Annotated in this window: 21 protein-coding genes and 1 pseudogene; 16 read left to right on the top strand and 6 right to left on the bottom strand. The window is 64.8% G+C overall.

The genetic code is table 11. From position 1 onward, the window contains the following. Positions 1 to 37: 37 nt before the first annotated feature. Positions 38 to 460, bottom strand: coding sequence for a DUF1294 domain-containing protein (locus tag RTH46_RS15500; RefSeq protein ID WP_153787011.1), 423 nt, complete (start codon positions 458 to 460; stop codon positions 38 to 40). Continuing rightward, positions 460 to 1290 (bottom strand): undecaprenyl-diphosphate phosphatase, encoded by an 831-nt coding sequence (locus RTH46_RS15495; RefSeq protein ID WP_125466206.1) that lies wholly within the window; start codon positions 1288 to 1290, stop codon positions 460 to 462. The genes RTH46_RS15500 and RTH46_RS15495 overlap by 1 nt, the downstream gene beginning before the upstream one ends. A 297-nt stretch (positions 1291 to 1587) precedes the next feature. Here RTH46_RS15495 and RTH46_RS26325 point away from each other — a divergent pair. The 11 genes and pseudogenes from RTH46_RS26325 to RTH46_RS15445 all read left to right on the top strand — a co-directional run. Next, a pseudogene (locus RTH46_RS26325) lies at positions 1588 to 2349 on the top strand (cache domain-containing protein); the annotation flags it as partial. Between the two features lie 138 nt (positions 2350 to 2487). Further along, the gene (locus RTH46_RS26320) at positions 2488 to 3222 is read left to right on the top strand and encodes a methyl-accepting chemotaxis protein (protein ID WP_371923701.1); all 735 of its coding nucleotides are present in this window, start codon (positions 2488 to 2490) and stop codon (positions 3220 to 3222) included. 234 nt (positions 3223 to 3456) lie between these two features. Continuing rightward, entirely contained in the window at positions 3457 to 4023 is a 567-nt protein-coding gene (gene pnuC, locus RTH46_RS15485) for a nicotinamide riboside transporter PnuC (protein WP_153787009.1), read from the top strand. Further along, positions 4020 to 4571 carry an AAA family ATPase gene (locus tag RTH46_RS15480; protein WP_153787008.1) on the top strand — a complete coding sequence of 184 codons (552 nt, stop codon included), beginning with the start codon at positions 4020 to 4022 and terminating at the stop codon, positions 4569 to 4571. The genes pnuC and RTH46_RS15480 overlap by 4 nt, the downstream gene beginning before the upstream one ends. 297 nt (positions 4572 to 4868) lie before the next feature. Next, entirely contained in the window at positions 4869 to 5306 is a 438-nt protein-coding gene (locus RTH46_RS15475) for a hypothetical protein (protein ID WP_153787007.1), read from the top strand. A 1-nt stretch (position 5307) separates the two neighbouring features. After that, positions 5308 to 5880: an adhesin gene (locus RTH46_RS15470; protein WP_279846412.1), complete on the top strand. Its 573-nt coding sequence runs from the start codon at positions 5308 to 5310 to the stop codon at positions 5878 to 5880. A 49-nt stretch (positions 5881 to 5929) separates the two neighbouring features. Beyond that, on the top strand, positions 5930 to 7381 hold the full coding sequence (locus tag RTH46_RS15465; protein ID WP_153787005.1) for a heme utilization protein: 1452 nt from the start codon (positions 5930 to 5932) through the stop codon (positions 7379 to 7381). A 66-nt stretch (positions 7382 to 7447) separates the two neighbouring features. Continuing rightward, positions 7448 to 8128, top strand: coding sequence for a C39 family peptidase (locus RTH46_RS15460; protein ID WP_153787004.1), 681 nt, complete (start codon positions 7448 to 7450; stop codon positions 8126 to 8128). A gap of 32 nt (positions 8129 to 8160) precedes the next feature. Beyond that, positions 8161 to 8904, top strand: a complete 744-nt coding sequence (locus RTH46_RS15455; protein WP_153787003.1) for a hypothetical protein — start codon at positions 8161 to 8163, stop codon at positions 8902 to 8904. A 46-nt stretch (positions 8905 to 8950) separates the two neighbouring features. Beyond that, positions 8951 to 10228 carry a hypothetical protein gene (locus tag RTH46_RS15450; RefSeq protein WP_316906041.1) on the top strand — a complete coding sequence of 426 codons (1278 nt, stop codon included), beginning with the start codon at positions 8951 to 8953 and terminating at the stop codon, positions 10226 to 10228. 136 nt (positions 10229 to 10364) lie between these two features. Then, positions 10365 to 12566 (top strand): LTA synthase family protein, encoded by a 2202-nt coding sequence (locus RTH46_RS15445; RefSeq protein WP_153787001.1) that lies wholly within the window; start codon positions 10365 to 10367, stop codon positions 12564 to 12566. Positions 12567 to 12584: 18 nt separating this feature from the next. Here the strand turns inward: RTH46_RS15445 and ilvA are convergent, their stop codons facing one another. Both ilvA and RTH46_RS15435 read right to left on the bottom strand, forming a co-directional pair. Next, positions 12585 to 14141, bottom strand: coding sequence for a threonine ammonia-lyase, biosynthetic (gene ilvA / locus RTH46_RS15440; RefSeq protein WP_316906040.1), 1557 nt, complete (start codon positions 14139 to 14141; stop codon positions 12585 to 12587). Between the two features lie 186 nt (positions 14142 to 14327). Continuing rightward, positions 14328 to 14765, bottom strand: coding sequence for a PACE efflux transporter (locus RTH46_RS15435; protein ID WP_153786999.1), 438 nt, complete (start codon positions 14763 to 14765; stop codon positions 14328 to 14330). A gap of 251 nt (positions 14766 to 15016) precedes the next feature. On the opposite strand from RTH46_RS15435, the gene wecB reads away from it, so the two are divergent. The 5 genes from wecB (at position 15017) to RTH46_RS15410 (ending at position 23372) form a co-directional block, all read left to right on the top strand. Further along, positions 15017 to 16171, top strand: coding sequence for a non-hydrolyzing UDP-N-acetylglucosamine 2-epimerase (gene wecB / locus RTH46_RS15430; protein ID WP_153786998.1), 1155 nt, complete (start codon positions 15017 to 15019; stop codon positions 16169 to 16171). Further along, positions 16168 to 18342 carry a cyclic di-3',5'-guanylate-activated glycosyltransferase NrfB gene (gene nrfB / locus RTH46_RS15425; protein ID WP_153786997.1) on the top strand — a complete coding sequence of 725 codons (2175 nt, stop codon included), beginning with the start codon at positions 16168 to 16170 and terminating at the stop codon, positions 18340 to 18342. The genes wecB and nrfB overlap by 4 nt, the downstream gene beginning before the upstream one ends. Beyond that, complete coding sequence (locus RTH46_RS15420) at positions 18339 to 21341, top strand: phage receptor (protein ID WP_316906039.1); 3003 nt, start codon at positions 18339 to 18341, stop codon at positions 21339 to 21341. Before nrfB ends, RTH46_RS15420 begins: the two co-directional genes overlap by 4 nt. After that, positions 21341 to 22180: a DUF4434 family protein gene (locus RTH46_RS15415; RefSeq protein ID WP_153786995.1), complete on the top strand. Its 840-nt coding sequence runs from the start codon at positions 21341 to 21343 to the stop codon at positions 22178 to 22180. Before RTH46_RS15420 ends, RTH46_RS15415 begins: the two co-directional genes overlap by 1 nt. Before the next feature lie 103 nt (positions 22181 to 22283). Beyond that, positions 22284 to 23372, top strand: a complete 1089-nt coding sequence (locus tag RTH46_RS15410) for a sensor domain-containing diguanylate cyclase (RefSeq protein WP_153786994.1) — start codon at positions 22284 to 22286, stop codon at positions 23370 to 23372. A 97-nt stretch (positions 23373 to 23469) separates the two neighbouring features. Here RTH46_RS15410 and RTH46_RS15405 read toward each other — a convergent pair whose 3' ends face one another. Both RTH46_RS15405 and RTH46_RS15400 read right to left on the bottom strand, forming a co-directional pair. Further along, positions 23470 to 24768, bottom strand: coding sequence for an ATP-binding protein (locus RTH46_RS15405; RefSeq protein ID WP_316906038.1), 1299 nt, complete (start codon positions 24766 to 24768; stop codon positions 23470 to 23472). A gap of 6 nt (positions 24769 to 24774) precedes the next feature. Next, on the bottom strand, positions 24775 to 25476 hold the full coding sequence (locus RTH46_RS15400; RefSeq protein WP_316906037.1) for a response regulator transcription factor: 702 nt from the start codon (positions 25474 to 25476) through the stop codon (positions 24775 to 24777). Between the last annotated feature and the right edge of the window lie 70 nt (positions 25477 to 25546).

Genomic DNA, 25546 nt, shown 5'->3' with positions numbered 1-25546 from the left:
GCCTGCTCTTTGCGTGGGCTTGCCCCGCGATGGCTAGCTACAGCAACTGCCCCATCCCGCGACCGCCCAGCAGCAGGTGATCGAACCAGAACACCTGGTGCAGCGCGACAATGCCCCAGAACACCAGCTGATAGGACAGTTTGCGGGTCTTGTGCCGAAACAGCTGCTGGGCCAGCAGCGCCCCGGGCCAGCCACCGAGCAGCTCGCTGGCGTGCAGCACTTTCTCCGGGGTGCGCCAGGCCTGGTTGCGCGCCTGCTGCTTGTCCTGCCAGTACAGCAGCAGGCTCACCAGGCTCACCAGCGGGTACAGCGCCAAGGGCAGCCACGACTGCCCGCTCAAGCCCATCTGCAGGCCGCCCAGTACCGGCAACAGGCACAGCCCGGCCAGAACCAGCAGCTTCAGGCGTGGATTACGGACGCCCTGGGCCTCGCCACGGGCAGCGGTTTGCGGGCGCGCCATCAGCCGTGCGCCGTCGACCAGTCGACCCAGCCGAACTCCCAGGTGGCCAGGATCAGCAGGCCAAAGACAATGCGGTACCAGGCGAACGCGGCATAGCTGTGGTTGGCGATGAACTTGAGCAGCGCGCGCACGGCGATCATGGCGAAGATGAACGACACCACGAAGCCCAGGGCGAACACCGGCAGGTCGCCGGGCTGGAACAGTTCGCGGTACTTGTAGCCCGAGTAAACCGCCGCACCGACCATGGTCGGCATGGCCAGGAAGAACGAGAACTCGGTGGCCGCCTTGCGCGACAGGCCGAACAGCAGGCCGCCGATGATGGTCGAACCGGAACGCGAAGTGCCCGGGATCATCGCCAGACACTGGACGAAACCGATCTTCAGGGCGTGGTGCCAGCTCATGTCGTCGACATGGTCCACCTCGATGCGGTGCTGACGACGCTCGGCCCAGAGCATGATCACCCCGCCGACCACCAGGGCCGCAGCCACGGTAATGGGGTTGAACAGGTACTCATGGATCAGGTCGGCGAACAGCACCCCCAGCACCACCGCCGGCATGAAGGCGATCAGCAGGTTGGCGGTGAAGCGCCGCGCCGGTGCCTGGGTGGGCAGGCCCAGCACCACGTCGAAGATCTTGCGCCGGAATTCCCAGACCACCGCAAGGATTGCGCCCAGCTGGATGATGATGTTGAACGCCATGGCCCGCTCACCGCCAAAACCAATCAGGTCGGCGACGATGATCTGGTGCCCGGTGCTTGAAATCGGCAAGAACTCCGTCAGGCCCTCGACAACGCCCAAGATGATTGCCTGCAAGGCACTCCAAAAATCCATCATTCCCCCGATGCAGCACCGCTCCTGGCGGGCCGCTTGTAGTGATTTTCACGTAGTTGCCGCACGCGGCGCGGCTTTTTTACAGCGACAGAAGTGGCAATGCCAGCACAAATGCCCGGCGGCCTAAAGGTTTCATCTGACACGGCCGAAATCCTAGCAGAGCCCTTGGTTCAAGGCTTGCGTTACCTGCAACACGGATCGCGCGCTGTGCGCACTTAGCCGTTGGTCGTGTGTGGCTTGGCGGCAAAGCATGCTTGGATGCCTTCGATAAAAAGAACAAGACCGGAGTAACGCATCATGAAGACCCTGAGGTCGATGTCGATCAGCCGCCGCCTGTGGCTGATCCTGTTGGTGGCCGTGGCCATGCTGTTGGTGCTGGGGTTGCTGATGCTGCGCCAGATCCATGGCGACCTGTACCAGGCCAAGGCCGAGAAGACCCGCCATGTGGTGCAGACCGCCGCAGGCGTGCTGGCCCACTACCAGGGCCTGGAGGCCGCCGGCACACTCAGCCGCGAAGCCGCCCAGCAGCAGGCCCTGCAAGTGGTACGCGGGCTGCGCTACGACCAGAACGACTACTTCTGGATCAACGATCTGCAACCGAAGATGATCATGCACCCGGCCAACCCCAAGCTCGATGGCCAGGACCTCTCGGCCATCCGCGACCCCGACGGGTTTGCCGTATTCAACGAAATGGTCAAGCTGGCCCGTGCCCAGGGCGCCGGCCCGGTCGACTACCGCTGGCCCAAGCCCGGCGCCAGTGAGCCGGTGGCCAAGACCTCCTACATACAACTGTTCGAGCCGTGGGGCTGGGTCATCGGCTCGGGCGTCTACATCGACGACGTGCAGGCCGAGTTCGCCCGCCAACTGCGTGATGCATCGCTGGTGGGCCTGGGTATCGCCCTGTTGATGGCCCTGGTGGTCATGCTCATTGCCCGCAGCATCGCCCGACCACTGCAGGAGGCGGTGCAGGCCATGGGCAACATCGCCAGCGGCGAGAGCGACCTGACCCGGCGCCTGGACACCCACGGCCGCGACGAAATCACCCATCTGGGCGAGCACTTCAACCGCTTCAACGGCAAGCTGCAGGGCGTGGTCGGCCAGTTGCAGGGCGCCGCCCACGCCCTGGCCGCGTCAGCGGGACAGGTCGGCGACAGCGCAGGTTCCGCCCAGGCGCACAGCACCCAGCAATCACTGCAGATGGACCAGGTGGCCACGGCGATCAACGAAGTCAGCTACGCCGTGCACGACGTGGCCAAGCATGCCGAACAGGCCGCCAGCGAGATGCGCGATGCGCAGCAGCAGGTCGGCCATGGCCAGCAGGCGATCCATGGCAGCCTGCAGCAGATCGATCGACTCTCGGCGACCATCGAGCAGGCGGTCCAGGTGATCCGCGAGCTGGCCAGCCACAGCACCAAGATCGGCGGCGTGCTGGAAGTGATCCGCGCCATTGCCGAACAGACCAACCTGCTCGCCCTCAACGCCGCCATCGAGGCTGCCCGTGCCGGCGAGCAAGGCCGTGGTTTCGCCGTGGTCGCCGACGAGGTGCGCCTGCTGGCCCAGCGCACCGCCCAGTCGACTGCCGAAATCCAGACCATGATCGAGCACCTGCAGGGGCAGTCCGAGGCTGCGGTCAAGGCCATCGACACCAGCAGCGAGGCCTCGCGCCAGACCGTCGCGCAAGCCCGCGAGGCGGGCACCAGCCTGGATGCCATCAGCCATGCCCTGAACAACCTGGGCGCACTCAACGCCTCGATTGCCAGCGCCACCCTGCAGCAGTCCCATGTGGTGGAAGAGATCAACCGCAACGTCACCGAAACCGCCGGGCTGTCGCAGCAGACCGCCGAAGCTGCGCGTCAGTCCAGTGATGCAGGGACTGCGCTGGCGCGGTTGAGTGAGGATCTGGAGCAGTTGCTGCGCCAGTTCAGGGTTTAGAGGTAGGCCTTCACTGGTGTTTGAGGCCTTAGGGGTATGGCGCGGGATTTATGGCGCCTGTGAGATCGAGCGCCGCGCGGGCGGCGCTCGATCTCACAGGCGCTGCATCTCCTTCGCCGAACACATCGCAAACCAAACCCAATCCCCCTATACCAGCAAAACCCCCGCGATCGCTTGAAGCCTGCCGCCCCTTGCTTGTAGCATCGCGCCCTTCCCCGCCTTGAAGGATTGCCGATGTCCGGCCTCGAACTCTTCGCCGCCGCGCTCGGCGTCATCGCCGTCTGGCTCACCGTCAAGCAGAACCCCTGGTGCTGGCCGATCGGGCTGGTGATGGTCGTGCTGTACAGCTGGATCTTCTACGGGATGAAGCTGTATTCGAACATGCTTCTGCAACTGGTGTACGCGGTGTTGCAGCTATACGGCTGGTGGCAGTGGATCCGCCCGGACCGGGTCGAGGACGCCCGCCAGGTCACCCGCCTGGCCATGGCGCCGATACTCAAGGGGCTGGCCGCTGGCCTGGCAGCCAGCCTGGTACTGGGCGCGGCCATGAGCCACTACACCGATGCCGAGCAACCCTGGCTCGATGCAGCGCTGACCGGCTTCAGCCTGGTGGCGCAACTGTGGATGGCGCAAAAACGCCTGCAATGCTGGGCGCTGTGGGTAGTGCTGGACGTGATCTTCGTCGGCCTGTTCCTGTACCAGAGCCTGTACCTCACCGCCGCACTGTACGCCCTGTTTACCCTGATCGCCGTGCGTGGTTGGCTGGAGTGGCGCCGCGACCCGGCGCTGGCCGCCGCATGAAGACACTGGTGCTGTGCGGCCCGGAATCCAGCGGCAAGAGCTGGCTTGGCGGTGAGATCCAGGCGCACTTCGGTGGCGTACTGGTGGGTGAGTACGTGCGCCATTTCATGGAGCAGGAGCAGCGCGACACCTGCTATGCCGACATCCCCGCCATCGCCCGCGGCCAGTTGCAATGGGAGGATCAGGCCCGCCAGCTGGCGCCGTCCCTGCTGATTCTCGACACCCACCTGCTCAGCAACATCCTCTGGAGCCGCGCGCTGTTCGCCGATTGCCCGCCCTGGATCGAGCAGGCGCTGAACGCACGCCACTACGACCTGCACCTGCTGCTCAGGCCCGAGGGTGTGGCCTGGGTGGGCGATGGCCTGCGCTGCCAGCCTGAGCTTGCCCTGCGCCAACAGTTCTTTGCCGACAGCCTGGATTGGCTGCAGGCACAGCAACGGCCCTATCAGGTGATAGAGGGCGATTGGCCCCAGCGCAGTGCCGCCGCCCTCGCCGCAGTAGGGCGACTGCTCGATGGCCAGGTGCCAGCCTGTGCCACCGAATGTTAATGCACTGATACACCCCACCACCGCGCAGCCCCCGCAAATGGGGGTCGCCGCCCAGAAATGAGGGAAGTGTGTCAGCGCTGAGACACTGCCCGACAATCTCTTCACATCCCCCGTACTACGCGGCCTGCGGCACCTGTGGACAGGGCACTGTTTCAGTGCTGACACAGCAATCGCGGTGCTTTTCGAGTTAGCTCGAACAAGCCTCTGATTCTCAACGGAAAACAAAAAGCGGCACAGCTTCTGCTCTCTGTACTCGCAACGCTGAACGACCAGCGTCCGATTGAGGGAGTAGCCATCGTGAGGAAATTCGACAGAGGCGTGTCTTGCCTCCTGCTGGTCGGCTTCACCCTGGGGGCAAGTCTGAGCCTCGTGGCCCAGGCCGATAACGGCCTCATCGTCATCACTCGTGATGTGCAGGTGCGCAACGCAACGCGCATGCCGGTGATACCAGACCCGTCCCCGACCACGGCCAATGCCAACCCGTCGGCACAGATCATCAGGCAGACCCACGAGCTCAGCGATGGTGATTTCGCCAGTATCAGCAGTGGCGCGGGCATCTCATCCCTGATCACCCAGCAGACCAACAACATGGGCGGCAACATCAGTACCCAGTCCCAGTTGCCCAATCTCGCCGCCGGACGTGGCACCGGCTCCGGCAACGGCATCGCCAACATGGTCAATTCCAGCGTGCAGCGCGGCCTTGCGCCTCTGCAAGCTCTTACCCGAGGCCAATGACATGAGGCATTCGCTGCTGATTCTGGCCACCCTTTGCAGTGCCCCGGCATTTGCCCAATCCCCCATAGTCGACACCGCCATCATCGACAGTTCCGCCAGCCAGTACCGGGGCAACATGGCGGTCAACCAGGCGGCCGGCGACTTCCAGCAACAAGCCAACGCCCGTGCCTTGGCCAATGGCCACTCGGCCAATGCGACGACACAGATCCGCCAACGCCTGCAGACCACGGTCGACCCTGCCAGGGACAGCCGCGCCAGCATCCAGGGCGATGCTTTCAGCCATGGCAGCGGCGTACTGGGCGTGAACCAGAGCGCCGGCGCAAGTACCCAGCAAGCCAACGCACTGCGCATCAGCATCAGTGCCCAACCGCAAAGTCTCGATGACAGCGTCCTGTTGCAACAGAACGTGGCGCTGCGCAACACCTCCGATGCAACTGACTCCGCACCCGGCTATCGCCAGGTCAGCACCAGCGACCAGGCATTCACCGGTAGCCGTGGGGTGATTCAGTTGAATCAGAGCGCCGGGGTGGGAAACCGCATGGCCAACACCCTCAGCGTCCGGGTCGCGGAATGACCCAAAAAAGGTAAGCACAACACTTAACCTAAAAAGACGGAGAAACACCATGAAACCCTCGATGGCAATCAAGCCTCTGGTTTTCGCAATTGCTGCGGTCATGGCTGTTGCTGCACAAGCGGATCAGAACGACCGGCGTGGCCACAACCACAACAAAACGGTCTACACCAGCGCCACGGCCAAAGCGACCGATGCGCAAAGAAGCACCGGTAACAAGATCATCAACGAAGGCACCGTCAACAATGCCGAGATGAGCAGCTCCGCCAGTGGCGCCAGCGGTAACGTCGGCATCAACGTGGCGGCCGGTAATGGCAACCAGCAGGACAACGCAGCGGCCATCGCCAACACCGCGTCCGACAACGACTTTGTGTTCGGCACCGCAACTGCCACCGCCAAGGTCGACCAGTACAGCAACAACAACCGCGTGTACAACTGGTCTACCCAAAACTCCGCAGTCATGAGCGGCTCGGCTGACAACACCAGCGGCAACGTGGGTATCAACGTCGCGGGCGGCGACCTGAACCAGCAGAAAAACACCATGGCCATTGCCAACAACAGTGCGCCCGTCGGCAACTCCACCGCCACTGCTTCGGCCAACCAGAATGGACCTGGCCTGACCGTCGAAAACAGAGCCGATCGCACCTACCGCGTCGATACGATAACGCTCACCACCACCAAGAGCGGTTCGTCCTCTAGCAGCGGTTCGTTCGATGCCAGCATCGACAAGAGCTCCAGCTCCAGCTATAGCGCGTCTGGCTCGCAAAGCAGCAGCGCCAGTGGCTCGCAAAGCAGCAGCTCCAGCGGCTCTAGCAGCATGACTGCCAGTGGCTCCAACAGCAGCAGCTCCAGCGGCTCCAACAGCATGAATGCCAGCGGCTCCCACAGCTCGAATGTCAACGGCACCGCCAGCAGCGACCACAGCTCGACCTCGAGCGCTTCGGTGACTGCTTCGCTGGATGCCAGCGCTGCGGGCAGTGCCTCGCAGTCGCAAACCTTCGGCAACCGCACCCGCTCCAGCAGTGGTGAGTTCGATGCTTCGCTGACCGCCTCGCTCGACGCATCGATCGACAAGTCGCACAGCTCGTCCAGCGACTCGGCGTTCGACAAGACTCGCAACTCGTCGTTCGAGAAGGCGTATGACTCTTCGTATGATCGCAACCATGACTCGTCGTATGACAAGTCTCGCAACAACGCATACGAGAAGGCACACGAATCGGCCTGGGAAAAAGCCAACGCTTCGGCCTACGAGAAATCCGGCGAGAAAGCTTCGCAATCGTCGGACAGCATCTCGAAGAGCTGGAGCGAAGCTAGCGAGTACTCGCTGAGCAACACTGTGTCCTTCCAAGTGCTGACCCCGACCGGCTGGGCCAACCCTGTAACCAACAACGCCACCATGAGTGGTTCGTTGAACGGTGGCAGCGGCAACCTGGGCGTCAACGTGGCCGCCGGTGTGGGCAACCAGCAAAGCAACTCGCTGGCCATCTCCAACACCTCGTTCTGATCGCTGTAGCCAGGAGGCCCCCTTCGGGGGGCCTTCCTTCGAACTGGACCGATGGGGGCATCGAACATGCGAATTTTCGCCTTGGCGTTACTGCTGTGCCTGGCCAGTGTGATCGAAGCCGCCCAGATGCCGTTGTCCGTCCTGCCGGGTGGCGCGGTCATCTACAAACCGATCCAGAGCATTCGCGAACGCAAGTTCGCCGACCTTGTGCAGCAGAAAACCGACTTCAGTTGCGGCGCCGCGTCGCTGGCAACCATCCTGCGCCAGGCCTACTGGCTGGACGTGGATGAGCAACATGTGATCGAGGGCATGCTGGCCAATGCCGACCAGGACCTGGTCCGCACCCAGGGCTTCTCGATGCTCGACATGAAACGCTACGTGGAAAGCCTGGGCATGCGCGCCCGTGGCTATCGGGTAGCGCCAGAGTCCCTGCATGACATCCGCATCCCGGTAGTGGTGCTGATGGATATCCGTGGCTACAAGCATTTCGTGGTCATGCAGCGGGTCGACAGGGGCTGGGTCTACATCGGCGACCCGGTGCTGGGCCACAAACGCTTCAAGATCGACGATTTCGTCAAGGGCTGGAACGGCATCATCTTCGCCGTCATCGGCCAAGGCTACGACAAGGGCAATGCGCTGCTCGAGCCACCCCTTCCGCTCAGCGCCAAGAACCGCGTCAACCAATTCACCCCGGTCAAGGACGCAGAGTTGCTGGATTTCGGTTTCATCAGAAGCGACTTCTTCTAACGAATCGGGCATGACGCCCTGGGGAACCTCCCATGAAGACTCCGATCTGGCTGATTGCGGCCTGCCTGGCCGCAAGCCTGCCAACCCAGGCAGAAACGTTCAAACCCATCGAGCTCAAGGACCAGGAACTGGCGAATCTACGCGGGCGTTACGTGATGCCGGGGCGGATCGTCAGTTTCGGCATCGTCATGTCCAGCACCTGGCAGAACGCCAACGGTGAAGTGATCGGCGCCACCTCCTCGATGCAGATTCAACAATCGACTATCAAGCCACAGTTCTATGTGTCGATCATCAATGAAAAAGGCAGCGGCTCGTCGCAGACCCAAAGCGCCGGTACCGGTACCGTCACCGGGGGTGCTGGCCTCAACAGCACCCAAGGGGTCACCCAAGTGGTACGCGCGGCGGGCGACTACAACAGTGCCTACAACGATGTCCAGATCACCGTTGTGAAGGGCAACCAGCCACTGGCTGACCAAGCGCAAGGCCAGGCGCTGGCTGCAGGCTCGACCCTGACCGGAGCCAACGGTGCAGGTTCGCTGAGTGTCTCTTCGGCCGGCAATGGCGTGCAGATGAACATCATCGCCGGCAACAACCAGGGCAATACCCTGCAGCGCCTGGGCCAGGGTGGGCTGATGCAGAGCACCACCCTGCTCGGCTCCAGCAACCAGGTGCGCAACATCACCTCGCTCAATGTGGTGCTGCGCGACAACGCCGCGGCAGGGCCGATGAACGCCAACCTGGACCAACTCAAAGGCCTTCGCAATCTCGGATACTGATCTACGCTCAGTCTCATCGTTTGCAGTCAGAAGGGACGGCTAATCCATGCATCGTTTGTTGACGTTCAGAACTATCGTCTGTCTGAGTACCTTGGCCCCTGCCACCCTGCTGGCAGCATCGGACCCACAAGTCGAAGCGCTGAAACAGGAGCTGGTCCAACTGAAGCAACGCTATGAAGCGCAACAAAATGCCCTGATGGTGCTGGAACAACGCCTGAGGCAAGTCGAGGAAGCCCCGCCAGCACCTGCCCCAAAACGCCTGGTCAAGTCGCCCGCCGAAGGGGTCAAGGGTTCCAATACCGTGGCCACTGGCGCACCAGGCACGACCGGAAGCTCCTACGGTCAGTCGCTGCAGGACGACTCCCAGCCCGCGCAAAGCGTCTCCAACCTGTACGACGAAGCCAGTGGCTTCTTTGGTGGCGGCAAGTTCAGCGTCGAAACCGGCCTGACCTACACCCACTACGACACCCGTGCGCTGACCCTCAACGGCTTTCTGGCGCTGGACGCGATTTTCCTTGGCAACATCAACATCGACCGTGTCAAGGCTGACAACTGGACCCTGGACCTGACCGCACGCTACAACGTCGACCAGCGCTGGCAGTTCGACATCAACGCGCCCATCGTGTATCGCGAATCCACCTATTCCTCCGGGGGCGCGGGGGGGGCCGCCGCGGCGAACTCCGAAGGCACCGTCACTCGCGACCCCACCCTTGGCGACGTCAACGTCGGGGTGGCCTACAAGTTCATCGACGAGTCGGAGAACTGGCCTGACGCGGTCGCCACGCTGCGCATCAAGGCACCGACCGGCAAGGACCCTTACGGGATCAAACTCCGGCAGGACCCAGGCAACGACAACCTGGCGATCCCCGAAGACCTGCCGACCGGCAATGGCGTGTGGTCGATCACCCCGGGTATCTCGCTGGTCAAGACCTTCGACCCGGCCGTGCTGTTCGGCAGCCTGTCCTACACCTATAACGTGCAGGATTCGTTCAGCGACATCAGCCCCCAGGCCAACACCAAGGTCAAGGGTGACGTGAAGCTCGGCGACTCCTGGCAAATCGGCGGCGGTATCGCCTTCGCCCTGAACGAGCGGATGAGCATGTCGTTCTCGGTCACCGACCAGTTCGCTCGCAAAAGCAAGATCAGGCCCGACGGTGGCGACTGGCAGTCGATCTCCAACAGCGACTACAACGCAGCCAACTTCAACGTCGGCCTGACCTTCGCCGCCACCGACAACCTGACCATCGTGCCGAACCTGGCCATTGGCCTGACCGAAGATGCGCCGGACTTCTCGTTCAGCCTGAAATTCCCGTACTACTTCTGAACTTGCCAGCAGAACAGGGCTCGCGTGACGAGCCCACGTTTTGGTAACCAGCCTTGTCCTAAGGCACTTTCATACCTCCGGCCTGATATCATCGCGCACATTTGTGTGACAGTTTCATGGCAAGAGGAATGCTTACGTGAGAAACCTGCTCGGCCACCCCCGCGCCCGGTTGTTTGCCCTGGTGACACTGGTGCTGGTCATCCCCCTGGTGGTGCGTGCCCTGCTGGGCTGGTCCGACCCCCTGGGCTACCTTTCGGACCTGGCCATCGGCAGCCTGCTGGTGATGTTGCTGCGACGCTGGCCAAGCTGGCTGGCCCTGCCCGTACTGCTGGCCTGGGGCGCCTTGCTGATCGCTTCGGCCGAGCTGGTCAGCGCGGTCGGCCGCCTGCCCAACCAGACCGACCTGCACTACCTGTTCGACCCGCAGTTCATGGAGAACTCCACCGGCGGCGCCCTCGCCCACCCCTGGCTACCCTGGCTGCTGGGCAGTGCCTTGCTGGTGCTGCTGGCCAGCAGCTGGTTCAGCCGTGGAAAGCGCAGCCAACCACTGCCACGCGCAGCCTGGGCGCTGCCCGTGGTGCTGCTGGCAAGCCACTGGGGCAGCGAGCAGCTGTTCCCCTCCGACGCCGATCAATGGCGCCAGTACAACCTGCCGCACCAACTGCTTTCGGCCGCCACTGGCAACCTGCAGCAGCGCGCACGGGTACTGGCCATGGGCGAAACCCCGGTGACACCACTGCCCAGCGCCGGGCTGACCCAGGCCGACCTCAACGGCCAGAGGCTGCTGGCCGGCCCTGGCAGCGCTCGCAATCTGCTGGTCATCACCCTGGAAGGCATCCCCGGCGCCTACATTCGCGCCAACCGTGAAGCCATCGGCAGCCACTTCGACCAGGACCTGATGCCCAACCTCAGCCGCTGGGCAGAGCGCGGCATGAACACGCCGGACTACGTGCTGCACACCCACCAGACCATTCGCGGCCTGTACGCCATGCTCTGCGGCGACTACGACAAGCTGGCCAACGGCACGCCCAAGGGCGTCGAGCTGCTGACCCAGGACCTGCGCAACCAGGCCTGCCTGCCGGCGCAACTGCGCCAGGCCGGGTTCTCCACCCACTACCTGCAGGGCGCCGGGCTGCGTTTCATGGCCAAGGACCGGATCATGCCGCACATCGGCTTCGACGCGGTGCATGGCCTGGAATGGTTCAACAACGACAACTACCTGGAATTCCCCTGGGGCAAGGACGACCGCGCCTTCTTCGAAGGGGCCCTGGGTTATGTCGGCGAGCTGCGCAAGCAACGCCAACCCTGGATGCTCACCCTGCTCACCGTCGGCACCCACCAGCCCTATTCGGCGCCAGAGGACTACCTGCAACGCTACGACACCGCCAAGCAGGCCGCCGTTGCCTACCTCGACGATGCCCTGGGCAGCTTCCTCGACAACCTGGAACGCCAGGGTGTGCTCAAGGACACCCTGGTGGTGATCACCTCGGACGAGTCCCACGGCATCGATGGCGTGCGCCTGGCGTCATCCTGGGGCTTCAACCTGACCCTCGCCCCCGAGCAGGCCCAGCTGCCACGGCTCAAGCGCGGCACTTACGGCCATATCGACCTGGCCACCTCGCTGCTCGACTACTATGCCCTGCCGATCCCCGCGGCCCTGGCCGGGCGCTCGCTGTACCGCGACTACGACACCGGGCGCGAGATGATCGCCTACACCAACGGCGTGCTGCGTTACCACGATGGCCAGGGCACCCTCAGCGAGTGCGACTTCCAGCAACGCTGCCGGCGTTACGCCAGCACAGGCTTCATCGCCGAGCAGGCCAAATTCCTTGGCCGTGGCGAGGACAGCCTCGGACCGCAGATCAACCTGCTGGCAACCACCCTCGACCAGTCGCTGCTGCAAACCCCGCTCAACCTGCGATACCAATTCGGCGGGCCGGCGCCCATCGCCCTGCATGAGCGCATCCGCGACGACTGGGCCGACAACCTGATCGGCGCCCAATACCTGGAGATGCCCGAGGGTTCGCGCACCAAGGTGCGCATCAAGGTCCGCGCGCTCGACCCGCAGCACGACGCCTATATCCGCCTCAAGGCCAAGGAAAGCGAGCAGGACGTGCAGCTGGGCCTGCCCGAAGAGGTGCTGGTGACCGCTGGCCAGCCGCTGGAGATGGAGTTCGACTTCGACAACCCGACGCAGCGCAAGGCTTTTTCCTTCCACTTGCTGGGCTACGGCGGCGGTGAAGTCGAAGTCAGCGACTTCAGTGTCATCACCGCCCTGCCGGGCGAGGAAGAGCCTGCGGACGAACTGGTCGAAGGGCATATCGCCCATTCCAGCTGAGCTGCAACCGCCTGGGCCTTACCCCAGGAACAGGCGGTATGCCGGGTTGTCGGTCTCGTCCCAATAGCGGTAGCCCATCGCGTCGAGCGCCGCCGGCAACCCCTGCAACTCGTCATCCGGCACCTCCAGCGCGGCAAACACCCGCGCTTCGGCCGCGCCGTGGTTGCGGTAATGGAACAGGCTGATGTTCCAGCGCTTGCCCAGGCGCTCGAGGAAGCCCAGCAACGCACCCGGCCGCTCGGGGAACTCGAAGCGCAGCACCTTCTCGTTCACCCCTGGCGCGGCATGCCCACCCACGGTGTGGCGCACATGCAGCTTGGCCAGTTCGTTGTCGGTCAGGTCGAGCACCTGATACCCCTGCCCGGCCAGGCTCGCCAGCAGTTGCTCGCGCGGGTCGTGCTGCGGGTGGGTCTGTACGCCAACGAACAGCCGCGCCTCCTTGCCTGGGTAATAGCGGTAGTTGAACTCGGTGATCTGGCGCTTGCCCAGGGCCTGGCAGAACGCCCGGAAACTGCCGGGCTGCTCAGGGATGGTCACGGCAATCACCGCCTCGCGCTGCTCACCCAGCTCGGCACGCTCGGCCACATGGCGCAGGCGGTCGAAATTGACGTTGGCACCCGAGTCGATGGCCACCAGCACTTGCCCCTGCAGCCCTTCGCGGGCCACGTATTTCTTGATCCCGGCCACCGCCAGGGCACCGGAGGGCTCGGTGATCGAGCGGGTATCGTCGTAGATGTCCTTGATAGCCGCGCACAGCTCATCGTTGCCGACCGTCACCACCTCGTCGACGAAGTGCCGGCACAGCTCGAAGCAGTGGGCACCGATCTGCGCCACCGCGACGCCGTCGGCAAAAGTCCCCACCTGCGGCAGGATCACCCGCTCACCAGCGGCCAGGGCGGCCTGCAGGCAGTTGGAGTCGGCCGGTTCCACGCCGATCACCTTCACCTCCGGGCGCAGGTACTTCACATAGGCGGCAATGCCGGCGATCAGCCCGCCGCCGCCCACCGGCACGAAGATCGCGTGCAACGGGCCAGGGTGCTGGCGCAGGATCTCCATGGCCACGGTGCCTTGGCCGGCGATCACGTCGGGGTCGTCGAACGGCGGCACGAAGGTCGCGCCGTCCTGGTCGGCCAGAGCCAGCGCATGGGCCAGTGCATGGGGGAAGCTCTCGCCGTGGAGCACCACATGGCCGCCACGCGAGCGCACGCCTTCGACCTTCAGCGAAGGCGTGGTGGTGGGCATGACGATGGTGGCCTTGATGCCCAGGTGCGAGGCCGCCATGGCCACGCCCTGGGCGTGGTTGCCCGCGGAGGCGGTGATCACCCCGCGCGCGCGCTGAGCGTCGGTCAGGCGTGACAGGCGGGTGTAGGCGCCGCGGATCTTGAACGAGAACGTCGGCTGCAGGTCTTCACGCTTGAGCAGTACCGGGTTGCCAAGCGCGGTCGACAGCGCAGGAGCCGGTTGCAGCGGGGTCTCGATGGCCAGGTCGTATACCGGCGCGCCAAGAATGCGGCGCACCTGCTCGGACAGCAGTTGCTGGGGCGTTGTACGGGGGCTGACGCTCAGATTGGTCATCGATGACTCCTGGTCTTGTTGATGTTGCCCAGGAGTCAGAGAGAAGAAACCCGCCTCCAGGGCGGGTTCGGTGCACGTACGCGCTAGCCCGCCAATTCGATAATGGCGGTAATAATAATGTTCGCGGTGCGCAGGTGCGGGAATGTGTTCATGGGTCGGGAACTTATCCTGCGCAGTTCTGGCAAGTCAACACCCTTTCGCGGCGTCCTGTGCCGATAGCGGTACATCGAACACCTTGTCGAAGCCCCACTGGAAGACAAAGGCATACACAAAGAAGAAGGCGAACAACGCCAGGTTGGTGATCAGCGCCGCCCACAGGCTGATACCCAGCCAGTAGGCCACCAGCGGCAGCAGGATCAGAACCAGCCCGCCCTCGAAACCCAGGGCATGCAACAGCCGGCGCAGGAAGGTGCGGCTGCGCTGGGGCTGGCGCGCTTCCCAGCGCTCGAAGGCCCAGTTGAAGGCCATGTTCCAGCTCATGGCGATCGCCGACATGAGCATCGACAACACCGCCGATTCGGCCATGCCGGCGCCGAACGCCAGCTCCAGCGCCGGTGCCACGCAGGCCACGGCGATAGCCTCGTAGAGGATGGCCTGGACGATCTTGCGGGCCTTGCCTTGCATGTGCCGCTCCCGAAAACAAAGAGCTACAACATAACAAAATCTGGCCTCCTTGAAAAAGCCTGCAATAAATTTTGAACCCTCGCCGGCACGCACAACTCCACAAGTTGCCGTGCAAACCCATGGCATTGACCTGGACCGCTTGCGCCCACTCCCCCATTGGACAACCACGCCTCCGACTGCTTGTATCAATCATTCGCGAGGAGCGCTTTGTCCTACAACTTCGTCCAGGGAATCGAACGAGGAGTTAGACCATGGCCTACACCGTCATGATGGTATTCGGTACCCGCCCTGAAGCAATCAAGATGGCCCCACTGGCCCGGGTGCTGCGCAACTGGCCCGAAGTCGACCTGCATATCTGCTCCACCGGCCAGCACCGCGAGATGCTCGAACAAGTGCTCACCGCCTTTGGCCTGCGGGTCGACCAGGACCTCAAGGTGATGACCCAGAACCAGACCCTCAACGGCCTGGCCCGCGACCTGCTGGACAAGCTCGACAGGGCCTATGAACAGACCAGGCCCGACATCGTGCTGGTGCACGGCGACACCACCACCAGTTTCATCGCCTCCCTGGCCGCCTTCCACCGGCACATTCCCATCGGTCACGTCGAGGCCGGCCTGCGCACCGGCAACCTGCAGCAACCCTGGCCCGAGGAAGCCAACCGGCGCCTGACCGGGGTGCTCGCCGACCTGCACTTCACTCCCACCCGCGACTCCGACGCCAACCTGATCCGTGAGGGCGTGCCGCCCGAGCACATCGAGGTCACCGGCAACACGGTGATCGACGCCCTGCTGTGGATGCGCGACAAACTGCAGCGCGAAAACTGGCGGCCCGCCGCCGAGTCGCCGCTGAACGTGCTGCGCGATGACCAGCGCATGGTGCTGATCACTGGCCATCGTCGGGAAAACTTCGGCAGCGGTTTCGAGCGCATCTGCCTGGCCCTGGCCGAACTCGCCCTGCGCTACCCGGACGTTCAGTTCCTCTACCCGGTGCACCTCAACCCGCAGGTGCAGCACGCCGTGTACAGCGTGCTGTCCGGTCGCGACAACATCCACCTGGTCGCCCCCCAGGACTATCCGCACTTCGTCTGGCTGATGAACCGTGCCCACCTGATCCTCACCGACTCCGGCGGCGTGCAGGAAGAGGCCCCCGCCCTGGGCAAGCCAGTGCTGGTCCTGCGCAAGGTCACCGAGCGCCCCGCCGTACTCAAGGGCGGCACGGTGAAGCTGGTTGGCACCCTGACCGAACGCATCGTCCACGAAACCAGCCAACTGCTCGACGACCCCGACGCCTACGCGCGCATGGCCCGGGTCTACACCCCGTTCGGTGACGGCCATGCCAGCGAGCGCATCGCCGAGCGCCTGAGCCGCTGGTTCGCCGAACAACATGCCGCACGGGCCAACGCATGAGCCTGGCCTTCGTCGACTTCCTCACCTACGTACTGTTCGGCCTGAAGATCGTTGCCATCATCCTGGCCTCGCTGATGTTCCTGCTCGGCCTGGACGACCTGTTCATCGATCTGTGCTACTGGGGCCGTACGCTGATCCGGCGCTTTCGCATCTACGACAAGCACGACAAGGCCGACGAGAAACGCCTGTTCGAGGTGCCGGAAAAACCCCTGGCGATCATGGTCCCGGCCTGGAACGAAGTCGGCGTGGTCGGCGAGATGGCCCGCCTGGCGGCGTCGACCATCGACTACGAGAACTACCAGATCTTCGTCGGCACCTACCCCAACGACCCGCAAACCCAGGCCGACGTCGATGCCGTGTGCCTGCACTACCCCAACGTGCACAAGGTGGTCTGCGCCCGCCCCGGCCCCACCAGCAAGGCCGACTGCCTGAACAACATCATCGACGCCATCCTGCGCTTCCAGCAGGACGCACGCATCGAGTTCGCCGGCTTCATCCTGCATGACGCCGAAGACGTCATCTCGCCCATGGAACTGCGCCTGTTCAACTACCTGCTGCCGAACAAGGACATGATCCAGATCCCGGTGTACCCCTACGCCCCGGAATGGAAAGGCTTCACCGCCGGGCACTATGTCGACGAGTTCGCCGAAAACCACGGCAAGGACGTGATCGTGCGCGAGGCGCTCACCGGCCAGGTGCCCAGCGCCGGCGTGGGTACCTGCTTCAGCCGCCGGGCGATCAGCGCCCTGCTCGAGGACGGCGACGGCATCGCCTTCGACGTGCAATCGCTGACCGAGGACTACGACATCGGTTTCAGGCTCAAGCAAAAGGGCATGAAGTGCATCTTCGCCCGCTACTCCATCACCGACCCGGCCCTGGCCCTCAAACAGGAGTGGCGCCCCGGCATGAGCCGCGCGTTCGCCCAGGTGATCTGCGTGCGCGAGCACTTCCCCCGCGACTGGCAGCACGCCATCCGGCAGAAGTCGCGGTGGATCGTCGGCATCGTGTTCCAGGGCACCAGCAACCTCGGCTGGAGCCGCACCGGCGCACTCAACTACTTCCTCTGGCGCGATCGCCGTGGCCTGTTCGCCTACCTGCTGAGTTTCCTGGTCAACCTGTTGTTGCTGGTACTGCTGGCCATGTGGCTGGTCACGGTGATCGCGCCGGAGTCGTGGCGTTTCATGTCGATCCTCAGCGACAGCAAGCTGCTCAGCCTGCTGCTTTGGCTCAATGGCCTGCTGCTGGTCAACCGGCTGTTCCAGCGGTTCTGGTTCGTCACCCGCTACTACGGCATCTTCGAGGGGCTGCTGTCGGCGCCGCGCATGATGTGGAGCAACTTCGTCAATTTCTTCGCCAACCTGCGCGCCCTGCGCCAGGTGATGGAGATGGGCGACTCACGACGGGTGGCCTGGGACAAGACCACCCATGAGTTCCCTGCCCTCGCCACCCCGGCGCGCACGCCACTGGGGCATCGCCTGATGGAAAAGGGCCTGATCACCGAACAGCAGTTGGAGCAGGCGATTACCAGCCCGGTGCGCCGGCGCCTGGGCCGTGAGCTGTTGTTGCGCGGCTGGCTGACCAGCGAACAGTTGGTCCAGACCCTGGCCGAGCAGCTCGACCTGCCGTGGGCGCCCCTCAACCCCTTCAAGATCGAGCGGCAACTGATCGACAAGCTGCCGCGCAAGCTCGCCACCCACTACGGCGTGTTACCGGTGGAGGAAGACGGCGACACCCTGGTGCTGGCCAGCGAAAGCCCGGTCAGCCAGGTCTCGCTGGGGGTGATCAGCCGCCAGCTCAAGCGCCCGGTGCGTGCCCGCCTGGCCCCCCAGGGCCGGGTCACGCTCGGCCTGCGCTACCACTACCCGAGCCCCTGGCAGCAGCCCGAGACCCGGCAGATGCTCAAGGTGCTGGAGCGCCACCAGGACGATGCCGAGCTGATGGAAAACGTCTGCACCCACCAGGTCATGCTCGGCACCCTGCTGCAAGTACGCGGCATGGTCCCGACCACCCTGTTCAACCAGGCACTGATCGACTTCGATCCCGAACGGCAGAGCCTTGGCGAACATTTGATCGAACGCGGGATCATCACCGAGGCCGTGTTGCAGCAGGCGCTCGACGAACAGGCCAGCGAGCAGCAGGCCGCCTATGAACTGACCCGGGAGGTGGCATGACGCCGCGCTTTTCCCTGAGTATGGCCAGCCTGATGCTGTGCACTTGCGCCCTGGCCGCGCCAACGGCGCCGATGAGCGACTTCCAGCGGTTCACCAGCTACCCGTTCATGGAACGTGGCTACCGTGAGGCGCAACGGGACAACTGGGCCGAGGTCGAGCGGCTGACCCGCCACGTGCTCAAGCGCGTGCCGAACAACAACGAAGCCCGCGCCCTGCTCGCCGAAGCCCTTGCCCACCAACGCCGCTACAAGGAGGCCGAGGCCATCGCCGATGACCTCGACGACAACCCCGAACATGCCGACGCCCTGCTCGAGCTGCGCCTGACCTGGATCGAACAGGACCCACCGCCCGCCAGTGAGGTGGAAGGCTGGTTGGCCAGCAGCAACACCAATCAACGCATCCGCCTGTGGCAGGCCTACAGCCTGAGCCTGGCCAAGTTCGGCGGTGCGCGCCGCGCCCTGGACTGGCTCAACCAGTTGCCGCCACGGGACGACAGCAAAGTGCTGCGCCTGGCCCGGGGCACGTTCGCCGAACAGTTGCGCAACTGGGGCGAAACCATCGAGCAGCTGCAACCCTTGGCCGCCAAGGGCCAGTTGCCGCCGGCAGACTGGCAGCGCCTGGCCAACGCCTATATCCAGCAGGTCGACGAACAGGGCCTGACCGCCCTGCTGGCCAGCGCCCCATCCCCCCAGGCCGCCACCCAGGCGCGCCTGGCCATGGCCGAACGTGCCATCGCCATGGGCCACAACCAGCAAGCCCAGCGCTGGTTGCAGAGCCTGCCCGCCGAACAACTGCAGCAGCCTGAACAGCGCCAGCAATTGTGGGAGCTGGCCCGCGCTGGCAACGACGCCGCACTGGTGCGCAGCCTGAGCAACCAATTGCAGCGCCCGTGCCTGGAGACCGTCGATTGGCTGTCGCGCAAGGACCCGGCGCTGGCCCGCGAGCAGCTGGGCCAATGCCAGGCCAACGACAATGAACGCGCTTACGCCATCCTCAAGCAGCGCCTGTACGGCGACCCGCCTCGCCCACCGCAACCCCACACGCCTGCGCAATGGGAGCAGCGTTACCGCCAGACCGGCGACCTTGCCGCGCTGGAGCAGGCCAGTTTCATGTGGCTGCAACAAGGCCAGACCGAACGCGCCCGACAACTGCTCGAGCAGGCCTACGACCGCCGTCAGGGCCGCCTCACGCCCTCGCTGCTGCAACGCCTGGGCAACCTCTATGCCCGCAACGACGGCCCGCTGAACAGCCAGCGCATTCTTGCCCTGGTGCCACGGGTGGATGCCGTCACCCGCGCGCAACTGCTCGGCCGCCTGGCCGAGAACGGCCACTGCGATGCCGTGCGCCGGGCGATCCCGACCAACCCGAGTGAGGCCGGCCAATACCGCGCTCTGGGCCGCTGTGCCATGCCCGATCGGCCCGGCGAAGCGGTGGTCTACTACCAGGCCGCCGAGCGCCTGGGCGACACCGGCAGCCGGCTGCCCCTGGCCTACGCCCTGGAGGCCTCGGGGGATTCCCAGGCGGCCCTGGCAATCTGGAACAGCCTGCCGGCCAGTGCCTGGACCGACAACGCCCGCCTAACCGCCGCACGCAGCGCCTTGAATGCCGGCGACGCCAACGCCGCACGCCGCCATTGGGACGCCGCAGCGCACAACAGCGCCGACGACTGGGCACTGGGTGCCGCCATCGCCCAGCGCCAGGGCGATACCGCACAAGCGCTGGCGTACCAACACGAAGCCCTGCGCCACGCGCCGCGCGCCGACCACTACTATGCCGCCGCCGGCACCGCCCAGCAGGCCGGTGATAGCGCCCAGAGCACCGCATGGCTCGCCGAAGCGGTGCGCCTGGCACCCAACCAGCCTCGCTACCGCGCCGACTACGGCATGCGCCTGGCCGGCTCGCCCGACCCGCAGCAGCGCCGCCAGTCGATTCCTTACCTGGAGCAGGCCACCCGCGACTTCCCCGAGGACTACCGCCTCGGCGAAACCCTGGCCCTGCGCTACGACGAAGCCGAAAACAGCGCCGCCGCCCGCCGCGAGCTGCGTCGGGTACTGGACGTGGAGCAGAACCTGGTCGACGGCGACGACGAGTTCGGCAGCCTGGAGGCACGCAAATACCGCCAGCGCCGCGCCCACGAGACCCTGTCACGGCGTGACAGCATCACCCTGGCCAGCACTTGGTCGCCGGCCGGCACCTCGACCAACGACAAGTTCCTCGATACCGGCGAGCGCAGCGGCAGCTCGCGCCGTGCCCAATCGCAGAACGTCCAGCTGGCCATGTGGGACCACGCCCTGGGCGAAGAGCCCAGCCGCAACGGCAGCACGCTGTCGGTGTATGGCCGGGTGCTGTTCGGCGGCCAGAGCCGCACTGACTACGCGCAAAGCATGGGCACCGGCGTGGGCCTGCGCTACAAGCCGCTGGGCCAGGCCAATCTCAACCTGTACGCCGAGCTGTACCACCAACGCCAGATCGACAACGACCACTACAGCGGCCTGAGCCTGGGCGAGCTGCTCAGCCCGGCCAAGGTCGGCGGCAACTGGGGCGACCTGCGTCACCACGCCGAATCGAGCAACGACCTGCTGCTGCGGGCCACGGCGTCGCTCCTCGACCAGGGCCGCTACCGCAACGACTGGCGCATCGACGAGGACGACTGGGACGAGCGCTTCCTCTACCTCGACGCTGCCTGGTGGACCCGCGCCGGCGACCATGCCTGGCTGTCGCGCTTCCAGCAAGGGCATGCCTGGAAGCTGCGCGGTGACTCGCCGCAGACGATCATGCCCTACGGCTTCCTCGAGTTTTCCAGCCAGGACCCAAGCAACGACTGGCGCCAGGATGCCCGCACGGGCGTGGGCGTGCGCTGGCAGTGGTGGTTCGACGACGACCGTTACAACGCCTATCGCGGCTCCCTCAAGGTGCGTGCCGAGTACCAGCAGTCGCTGGGCGGCAACCTCTACGAGCGGGCCAACGGTGTACTGCTGGGTGTGGAGATGAACTTCTGATGCGTACGCTGATGCTGGCTTGCCTGCTTGCCCTGTGCCTGCCCGCGCAGGCCGACCAGCGCCTGTTCTACCAGCCGCTCAACCGCGATGCCACGGTCACCCCAGCCCAATGGCAGCAGCTATGGCACGCCACCGTGGCCCAAGGCGGCAAGACCTTGATCGTGCAGTGGAGCGCCTATGGCGACAGCGATTTCGGCGGCAGCGACGGCTGGCTCGCCGCCAGCCTGCGTGAAGCCCGTGCCCAAGGGCTGGAGCTGGTGCTGGGGCTGTACATGGACCCGGCCTACTACCAGCGGCTGGAGCAACTGGATGGTGAAGGCCTGAACAACTACTTCAAGGCTCAGCTGGGCCGCTCGCTGAGCCACTATCAGCACCTGCGCGACAGCTGGCAACTGCCGGTAGCCGGCTGGTACCTGCCCATGGAACTGGACGATCTGCACTTTCGCGACCCCGAGCGTCGGCAAGCGCTGCAAACACAACTTCAGGCTTTCAACCGCCAACTGGACAAGCCGCTGCATATCAGTACGTTCAGCGCCGGGCAGCTCTCGCCAGGGGTCAACGGCGCTTGGCTCGACGAGCTCGCCAGCCTTGGGCTGAGTGTCTGGTGGCAGGACGGCGTCGGTACCGGGCGTTTGCCACCACTGGTGCGCCAGGCTTACGAACAGGCGCTGCCGTGCCGGGTGGGGATCGTTCGCGAAGCCTTTCGCCAGGTCAGTGCGCCAGGGCAAGCGTTTCGCGCCGAGCCCGCGCAGCCGATGTTGACCGGGGGATGCCATACCGAAGCGGTGTTTGCCTTGCGTTACCGGCCTTGGGCAAAAGGTGTGCTGTCGCAAGATTGAACCCTGCCATTTGGAGTGAGTGCCTTCACGGGGCTCCGTGGGAGCGGGCTTGCCCCGCGATAGGCCCGAGACAACAAAACATCAGCTGCAGGCAACCCTGAACATGTACAAAACCCTCGAAGCCCACATCCGCCAGCAGGTCGCCCCGGCCGCCCTGCGCGCCGAGTTCCGCCAGCACGAATTCGAGGCCATGCGCCGCTTCTGCCTGCTGATCTTCTGCGTCGGCATCTGCATCTGGGTGGTGTTCGACCTGATCGTCAGCTACCTGGGCGACCAGGGCCTGACCTGGCGCTCGGCGATTTTCCTGGCCGTGCTCGGCTGCCTCACGGTGGTGCTGGGCTTTACCCGCCGCAGCCAGCACTTCGATGTGCTCAACCTGCTGTTCATGGCGGTGATCACCCTCGGGCTGCGCCTGGTCATCGAAGGCGTACCCATCACCGTGCGCCCGGTGTGGCTGGTGCTGACCGTCTCGACCGTGCTGTACACCGTGTCGGTGCTGCCGGTACGGCGCTGGTCGTTCTTCTGCGCCATGGCCATCGCCTGGGTGGTGCTCAACCCCTTCCACCACACCCGGGTCGAGCCCTTCGCGCTCGAAGGCGCCCTGCTGCTCAGCTATGCGGTGTTCCTCAGCGGCCTGGTGATCTACAGCTACCTGCGCCTGCGCCAGGCCAAGCTGCACAACTTCTACCTGACCAAGGTGCTGCTGGAGCAGGCCTACATCGATGCCCTGACCGAAATCCCCAACCGCCGCTCGTTCATGGCCAAGGCCGAGCGCCAGTTGCAACTGGCCGCACCGGGGCAATACCTGGCGATGATCGATATCGACAACTTCAAGCAGGTCAACGACCGCTTCGGCCATGACATCGGTGACGAGGTACTCAAACGCGTGGCCGCGCATATTCGGGCCGCCATGACGGGTTACGAGATTGCCCGGCTGGGTGGCGAGGAGTTCGCCATTTTTTTCCAGGGGCTGGACGAGCAAGGCGCCGAGCAGCAGGTCGGCGCGTTGTGCCGGCGGGTGCGTGAGGATGTCGGCGAGCACGCGGTGACCATCAGCATCGGCCTGGCGCGGGTAGACCGTGGCGACACCTTGAACCTGGCGCTGATCCGCGCGGACCAGGCGTTGTATGCGGCCAAGCACAGCGGCAAGGATCGGTTCGTGTTGTGGACACGACAGTTGGTGGCAACCTGAACTGCCATCGCGGGGCAAGCCCGCTCCCACCTGACCGCGCCGAACTCAAGACCTGCACTCTGCCTGTGGGAGCGGGCTTGCCCCGCGATGAGCAGCATCACCCCGCTGGCAGGCGAATCCTGAACTGCGCCCCACCCAACGCCGACTGCGCCACGGTCAAGGTCCCGCCCTGCCCCTCGATGGCTCGCCGACTGATCGCCAGCCCCAGGCCGAACCCGCCGGTATTGCGATCCCGGCTACGGTCCAGGCGGTAGAACGGCTGGAAGATCCGCTCGCGCTCCTCCACCGGGATACCGATGCCGTCGTCTTCCACCGTCAGCAGGCAGGCGCCGTCGTCTTCCAGGCGCAGGCGCAGCAGCAGGCTCTCGTCGCAATAGCGCATGGCATTGCGCACCAGGTTCTGCACCGCGCGGGCGGTCAGCCTTGGGTCGAGCACGAAGCGCGGCAAGTCGCCCTCGCTGCGTACTTCCCACTGGATACCCCGGCCATCGAGTTCTTCGGCAAAACTGCCGAGCACGCTGTCGACCAGCTCGAGCAGCGATACCTCGACCCGCTCGCGGGCCTGGTTGGCATTCTCCAGGCGGCTGTACGACAGCAGCTCCAGTACCAGCTCATCCAGCTCACGCACATGGCCGACCAGCTCCAGCAGGCGCTTGCGGCAGGCGGGTGGCACTTCGTCGAACAGCAGCACCAGGCCGAAGTCCAGCCGGGTCAGCGGCGTGCGCAGCTCATGGGACACGGCATTGAGTAGCTCGCGCTGCTGGTTGACGTGGCGTTCCAGGTCGCCGGCCATGGTGTCGAACACCCCGGCCAGCTCGCCGATGTTCGAACGCGGCGGGATGTGTGTGCGCTCGGCCAGATCGCCCTGGCCCAGGCGCCTCGCGGTTTCCTTGAACCGCTCCAGGTCGCGCCAGTGCGGCCACACCCACAGCAGCAGGCACCCCAGCATGGCGGCCCCGATCAGCACGGTGACACCCCACGACAGCACGTTGATATCGAACGGGTCGGGGGGTGAATGCAGGCGCACCAGCCACTGCTTGTCGAGCGGCGCCAGCACCGTTTCGTAGTACCCCCAGTCGGCGATACGCACAGCGTGCAGCCCTTGCTCCAGGCGCGTGCGCTCTTCGAGGTCGAGGTCGGCCTTGTCCATGGCCAGCAACTGCACCTCAAGCGGCGCGAAGGCTTCGGCCAGTTCCTTCTCAATCGCGGGCCACTGCTCCCGCGGCGCCTGCTGGAACTGGCGCGCGATCAACGACTGCACGCCCTTGGTCTGGTCCAGGTTGTAGGCCATGAAGCGCCCATGGAAAGCGCCGACGATGGCATCGGGGATCAGCAGCAAGGCACCGGCATAGGCGACGATGATCACCAGGTACAGGCGCACCAGGATCTTCAGCATGGCGTATCAGTACTCCCACTCGACGCGGCTGAACAGGTAGCCCTTGCCCCACACGGTCTTGATCTTGCGCGCCTCGCCTGCGCTGTCGTCGAACTTGCGGCGCAGCTTGGAGATGGCCACGTCCACCGAACGGTCGGTGCCGTTGAATTCGATGCCGCGCAGCTGCTGCAGGATGCGGTCGCGGCTGAGCACCTCGCCGGCGTTGCGCGCCAGCACCACCAGCAGGTTGTACTCGCCGCTGGACAGCTCCACCTCTTCGCCGCGCCAGCTCACCGTGCGCTCGGCCAGGTCGATGTGCAGGCCACCGATGAGGATCTGCTCACTGTCCAGGCGTGGTTCGTGGATGCCGCTGCGGCGCAGCAGGGTGCGCACCCGGGCCAGCAGCACACGGGGCTCGCAGGGTTTGGTCACGTAGTCGTCGGCGCCCATCTCCAGGCCCAGCACCTGGTCGTGGCTGTCGTCGCGGGCGGTCAGCATGAGGATCGGCAGGCTCTGCGACTCCTGGCGCAGCAGGCGGCACACCTGCAGGCCGTCGAGGCCCGGCAGCATCAGGTCGAGGATCACCAGGTCCGGCTTGAGCTGGCGGAACGCATCCAGCACATGGTCGCCACGGGCGATCACCCGGACATGGAAGTCGTTGCGTTGCAGGTAGCTGGCGATCAGCTCGGACAGTGCGCTGTCGTCCTCGACCAGGAGAAGGTTCGGCATAAAGGGCTTTGACGAAGGAGTGAAGGGAGGCAGGATATCGAATCCTGCGCCGGGTGCCGCCGCTGCTTCA

Origin of the sequence: Pseudomonas sp. zfem004 (assembly GCF_032621715.1) — a bacterium.
In the GTDB taxonomy this organism is placed as follows: domain Bacteria; phylum Pseudomonadota; class Gammaproteobacteria; order Pseudomonadales; family Pseudomonadaceae; genus Aquipseudomonas; species Aquipseudomonas sichuanensis.
The sequence above is the reverse complement of the archived record's forward strand: the minus strand, read 5'-3'. Positions and strand labels throughout refer to the sequence as shown.

What these genes read in the sequence shown, in the direction of transcription:
- RTH46_RS15500 (WP_153787011.1), bottom strand. Translation starts at nt 460, where the DNA reads ATGGCGCGCCCGCAAACCGCTGCCCGTGGCGAGGCCCAGGGCGTCCGT.
- RTH46_RS15495 (WP_125466206.1), bottom strand. Translation starts at nt 1,290, where the DNA reads ATGGATTTTTGGAGTGCCTTGCAGGCAATCATCTTGGGCGTTGTCGAG.
- RTH46_RS26320 (WP_371923701.1), top strand. Translation starts at nt 2,488, where the DNA reads ATGGACCAGGTGGCCACGGCGATCAACGAAGTCAGCTACGCCGTGCAC.
- pnuC (WP_153787009.1), top strand. Translation starts at nt 3,457, where the DNA reads ATGTCCGGCCTCGAACTCTTCGCCGCCGCGCTCGGCGTCATCGCCGTC.
- RTH46_RS15480 (WP_153787008.1), top strand. Translation starts at nt 4,020, where the DNA reads ATGAAGACACTGGTGCTGTGCGGCCCGGAATCCAGCGGCAAGAGCTGG.
- RTH46_RS15470 (WP_279846412.1), top strand. Translation starts at nt 5,308, where the DNA reads ATGAGGCATTCGCTGCTGATTCTGGCCACCCTTTGCAGTGCCCCGGCA.
- RTH46_RS15465 (WP_153787005.1), top strand. Translation starts at nt 5,930, where the DNA reads ATGAAACCCTCGATGGCAATCAAGCCTCTGGTTTTCGCAATTGCTGCG.
- RTH46_RS15460 (WP_153787004.1), top strand. Translation starts at nt 7,448, where the DNA reads ATGCGAATTTTCGCCTTGGCGTTACTGCTGTGCCTGGCCAGTGTGATC.
- RTH46_RS15455 (WP_153787003.1), top strand. Translation starts at nt 8,161, where the DNA reads ATGAAGACTCCGATCTGGCTGATTGCGGCCTGCCTGGCCGCAAGCCTG.
- RTH46_RS15450 (WP_316906041.1), top strand. Translation starts at nt 8,951, where the DNA reads ATGCATCGTTTGTTGACGTTCAGAACTATCGTCTGTCTGAGTACCTTG.
- ilvA (WP_316906040.1), bottom strand. Translation starts at nt 14,141, where the DNA reads ATGACCAATCTGAGCGTCAGCCCCCGTACAACGCCCCAGCAACTGCTG.
- RTH46_RS15435 (WP_153786999.1), bottom strand. Translation starts at nt 14,765, where the DNA reads ATGCAAGGCAAGGCCCGCAAGATCGTCCAGGCCATCCTCTACGAGGCT.
- wecB (WP_153786998.1), top strand. Translation starts at nt 15,017, where the DNA reads ATGGCCTACACCGTCATGATGGTATTCGGTACCCGCCCTGAAGCAATC.
- nrfB (WP_153786997.1), top strand. Translation starts at nt 16,168, where the DNA reads ATGAGCCTGGCCTTCGTCGACTTCCTCACCTACGTACTGTTCGGCCTG.
- RTH46_RS15420 (WP_316906039.1), top strand. Translation starts at nt 18,339, where the DNA reads ATGACGCCGCGCTTTTCCCTGAGTATGGCCAGCCTGATGCTGTGCACT.
- RTH46_RS15415 (WP_153786995.1), top strand. Translation starts at nt 21,341, where the DNA reads ATGCGTACGCTGATGCTGGCTTGCCTGCTTGCCCTGTGCCTGCCCGCG.
- RTH46_RS15410 (WP_153786994.1), top strand. Translation starts at nt 22,284, where the DNA reads ATGTACAAAACCCTCGAAGCCCACATCCGCCAGCAGGTCGCCCCGGCC.
- RTH46_RS15405 (WP_316906038.1), bottom strand. Translation starts at nt 24,768, where the DNA reads ATGCTGAAGATCCTGGTGCGCCTGTACCTGGTGATCATCGTCGCCTAT.
- RTH46_RS15400 (WP_316906037.1), bottom strand. Translation starts at nt 25,476, where the DNA reads ATGCCGAACCTTCTCCTGGTCGAGGACGACAGCGCACTGTCCGAGCTG.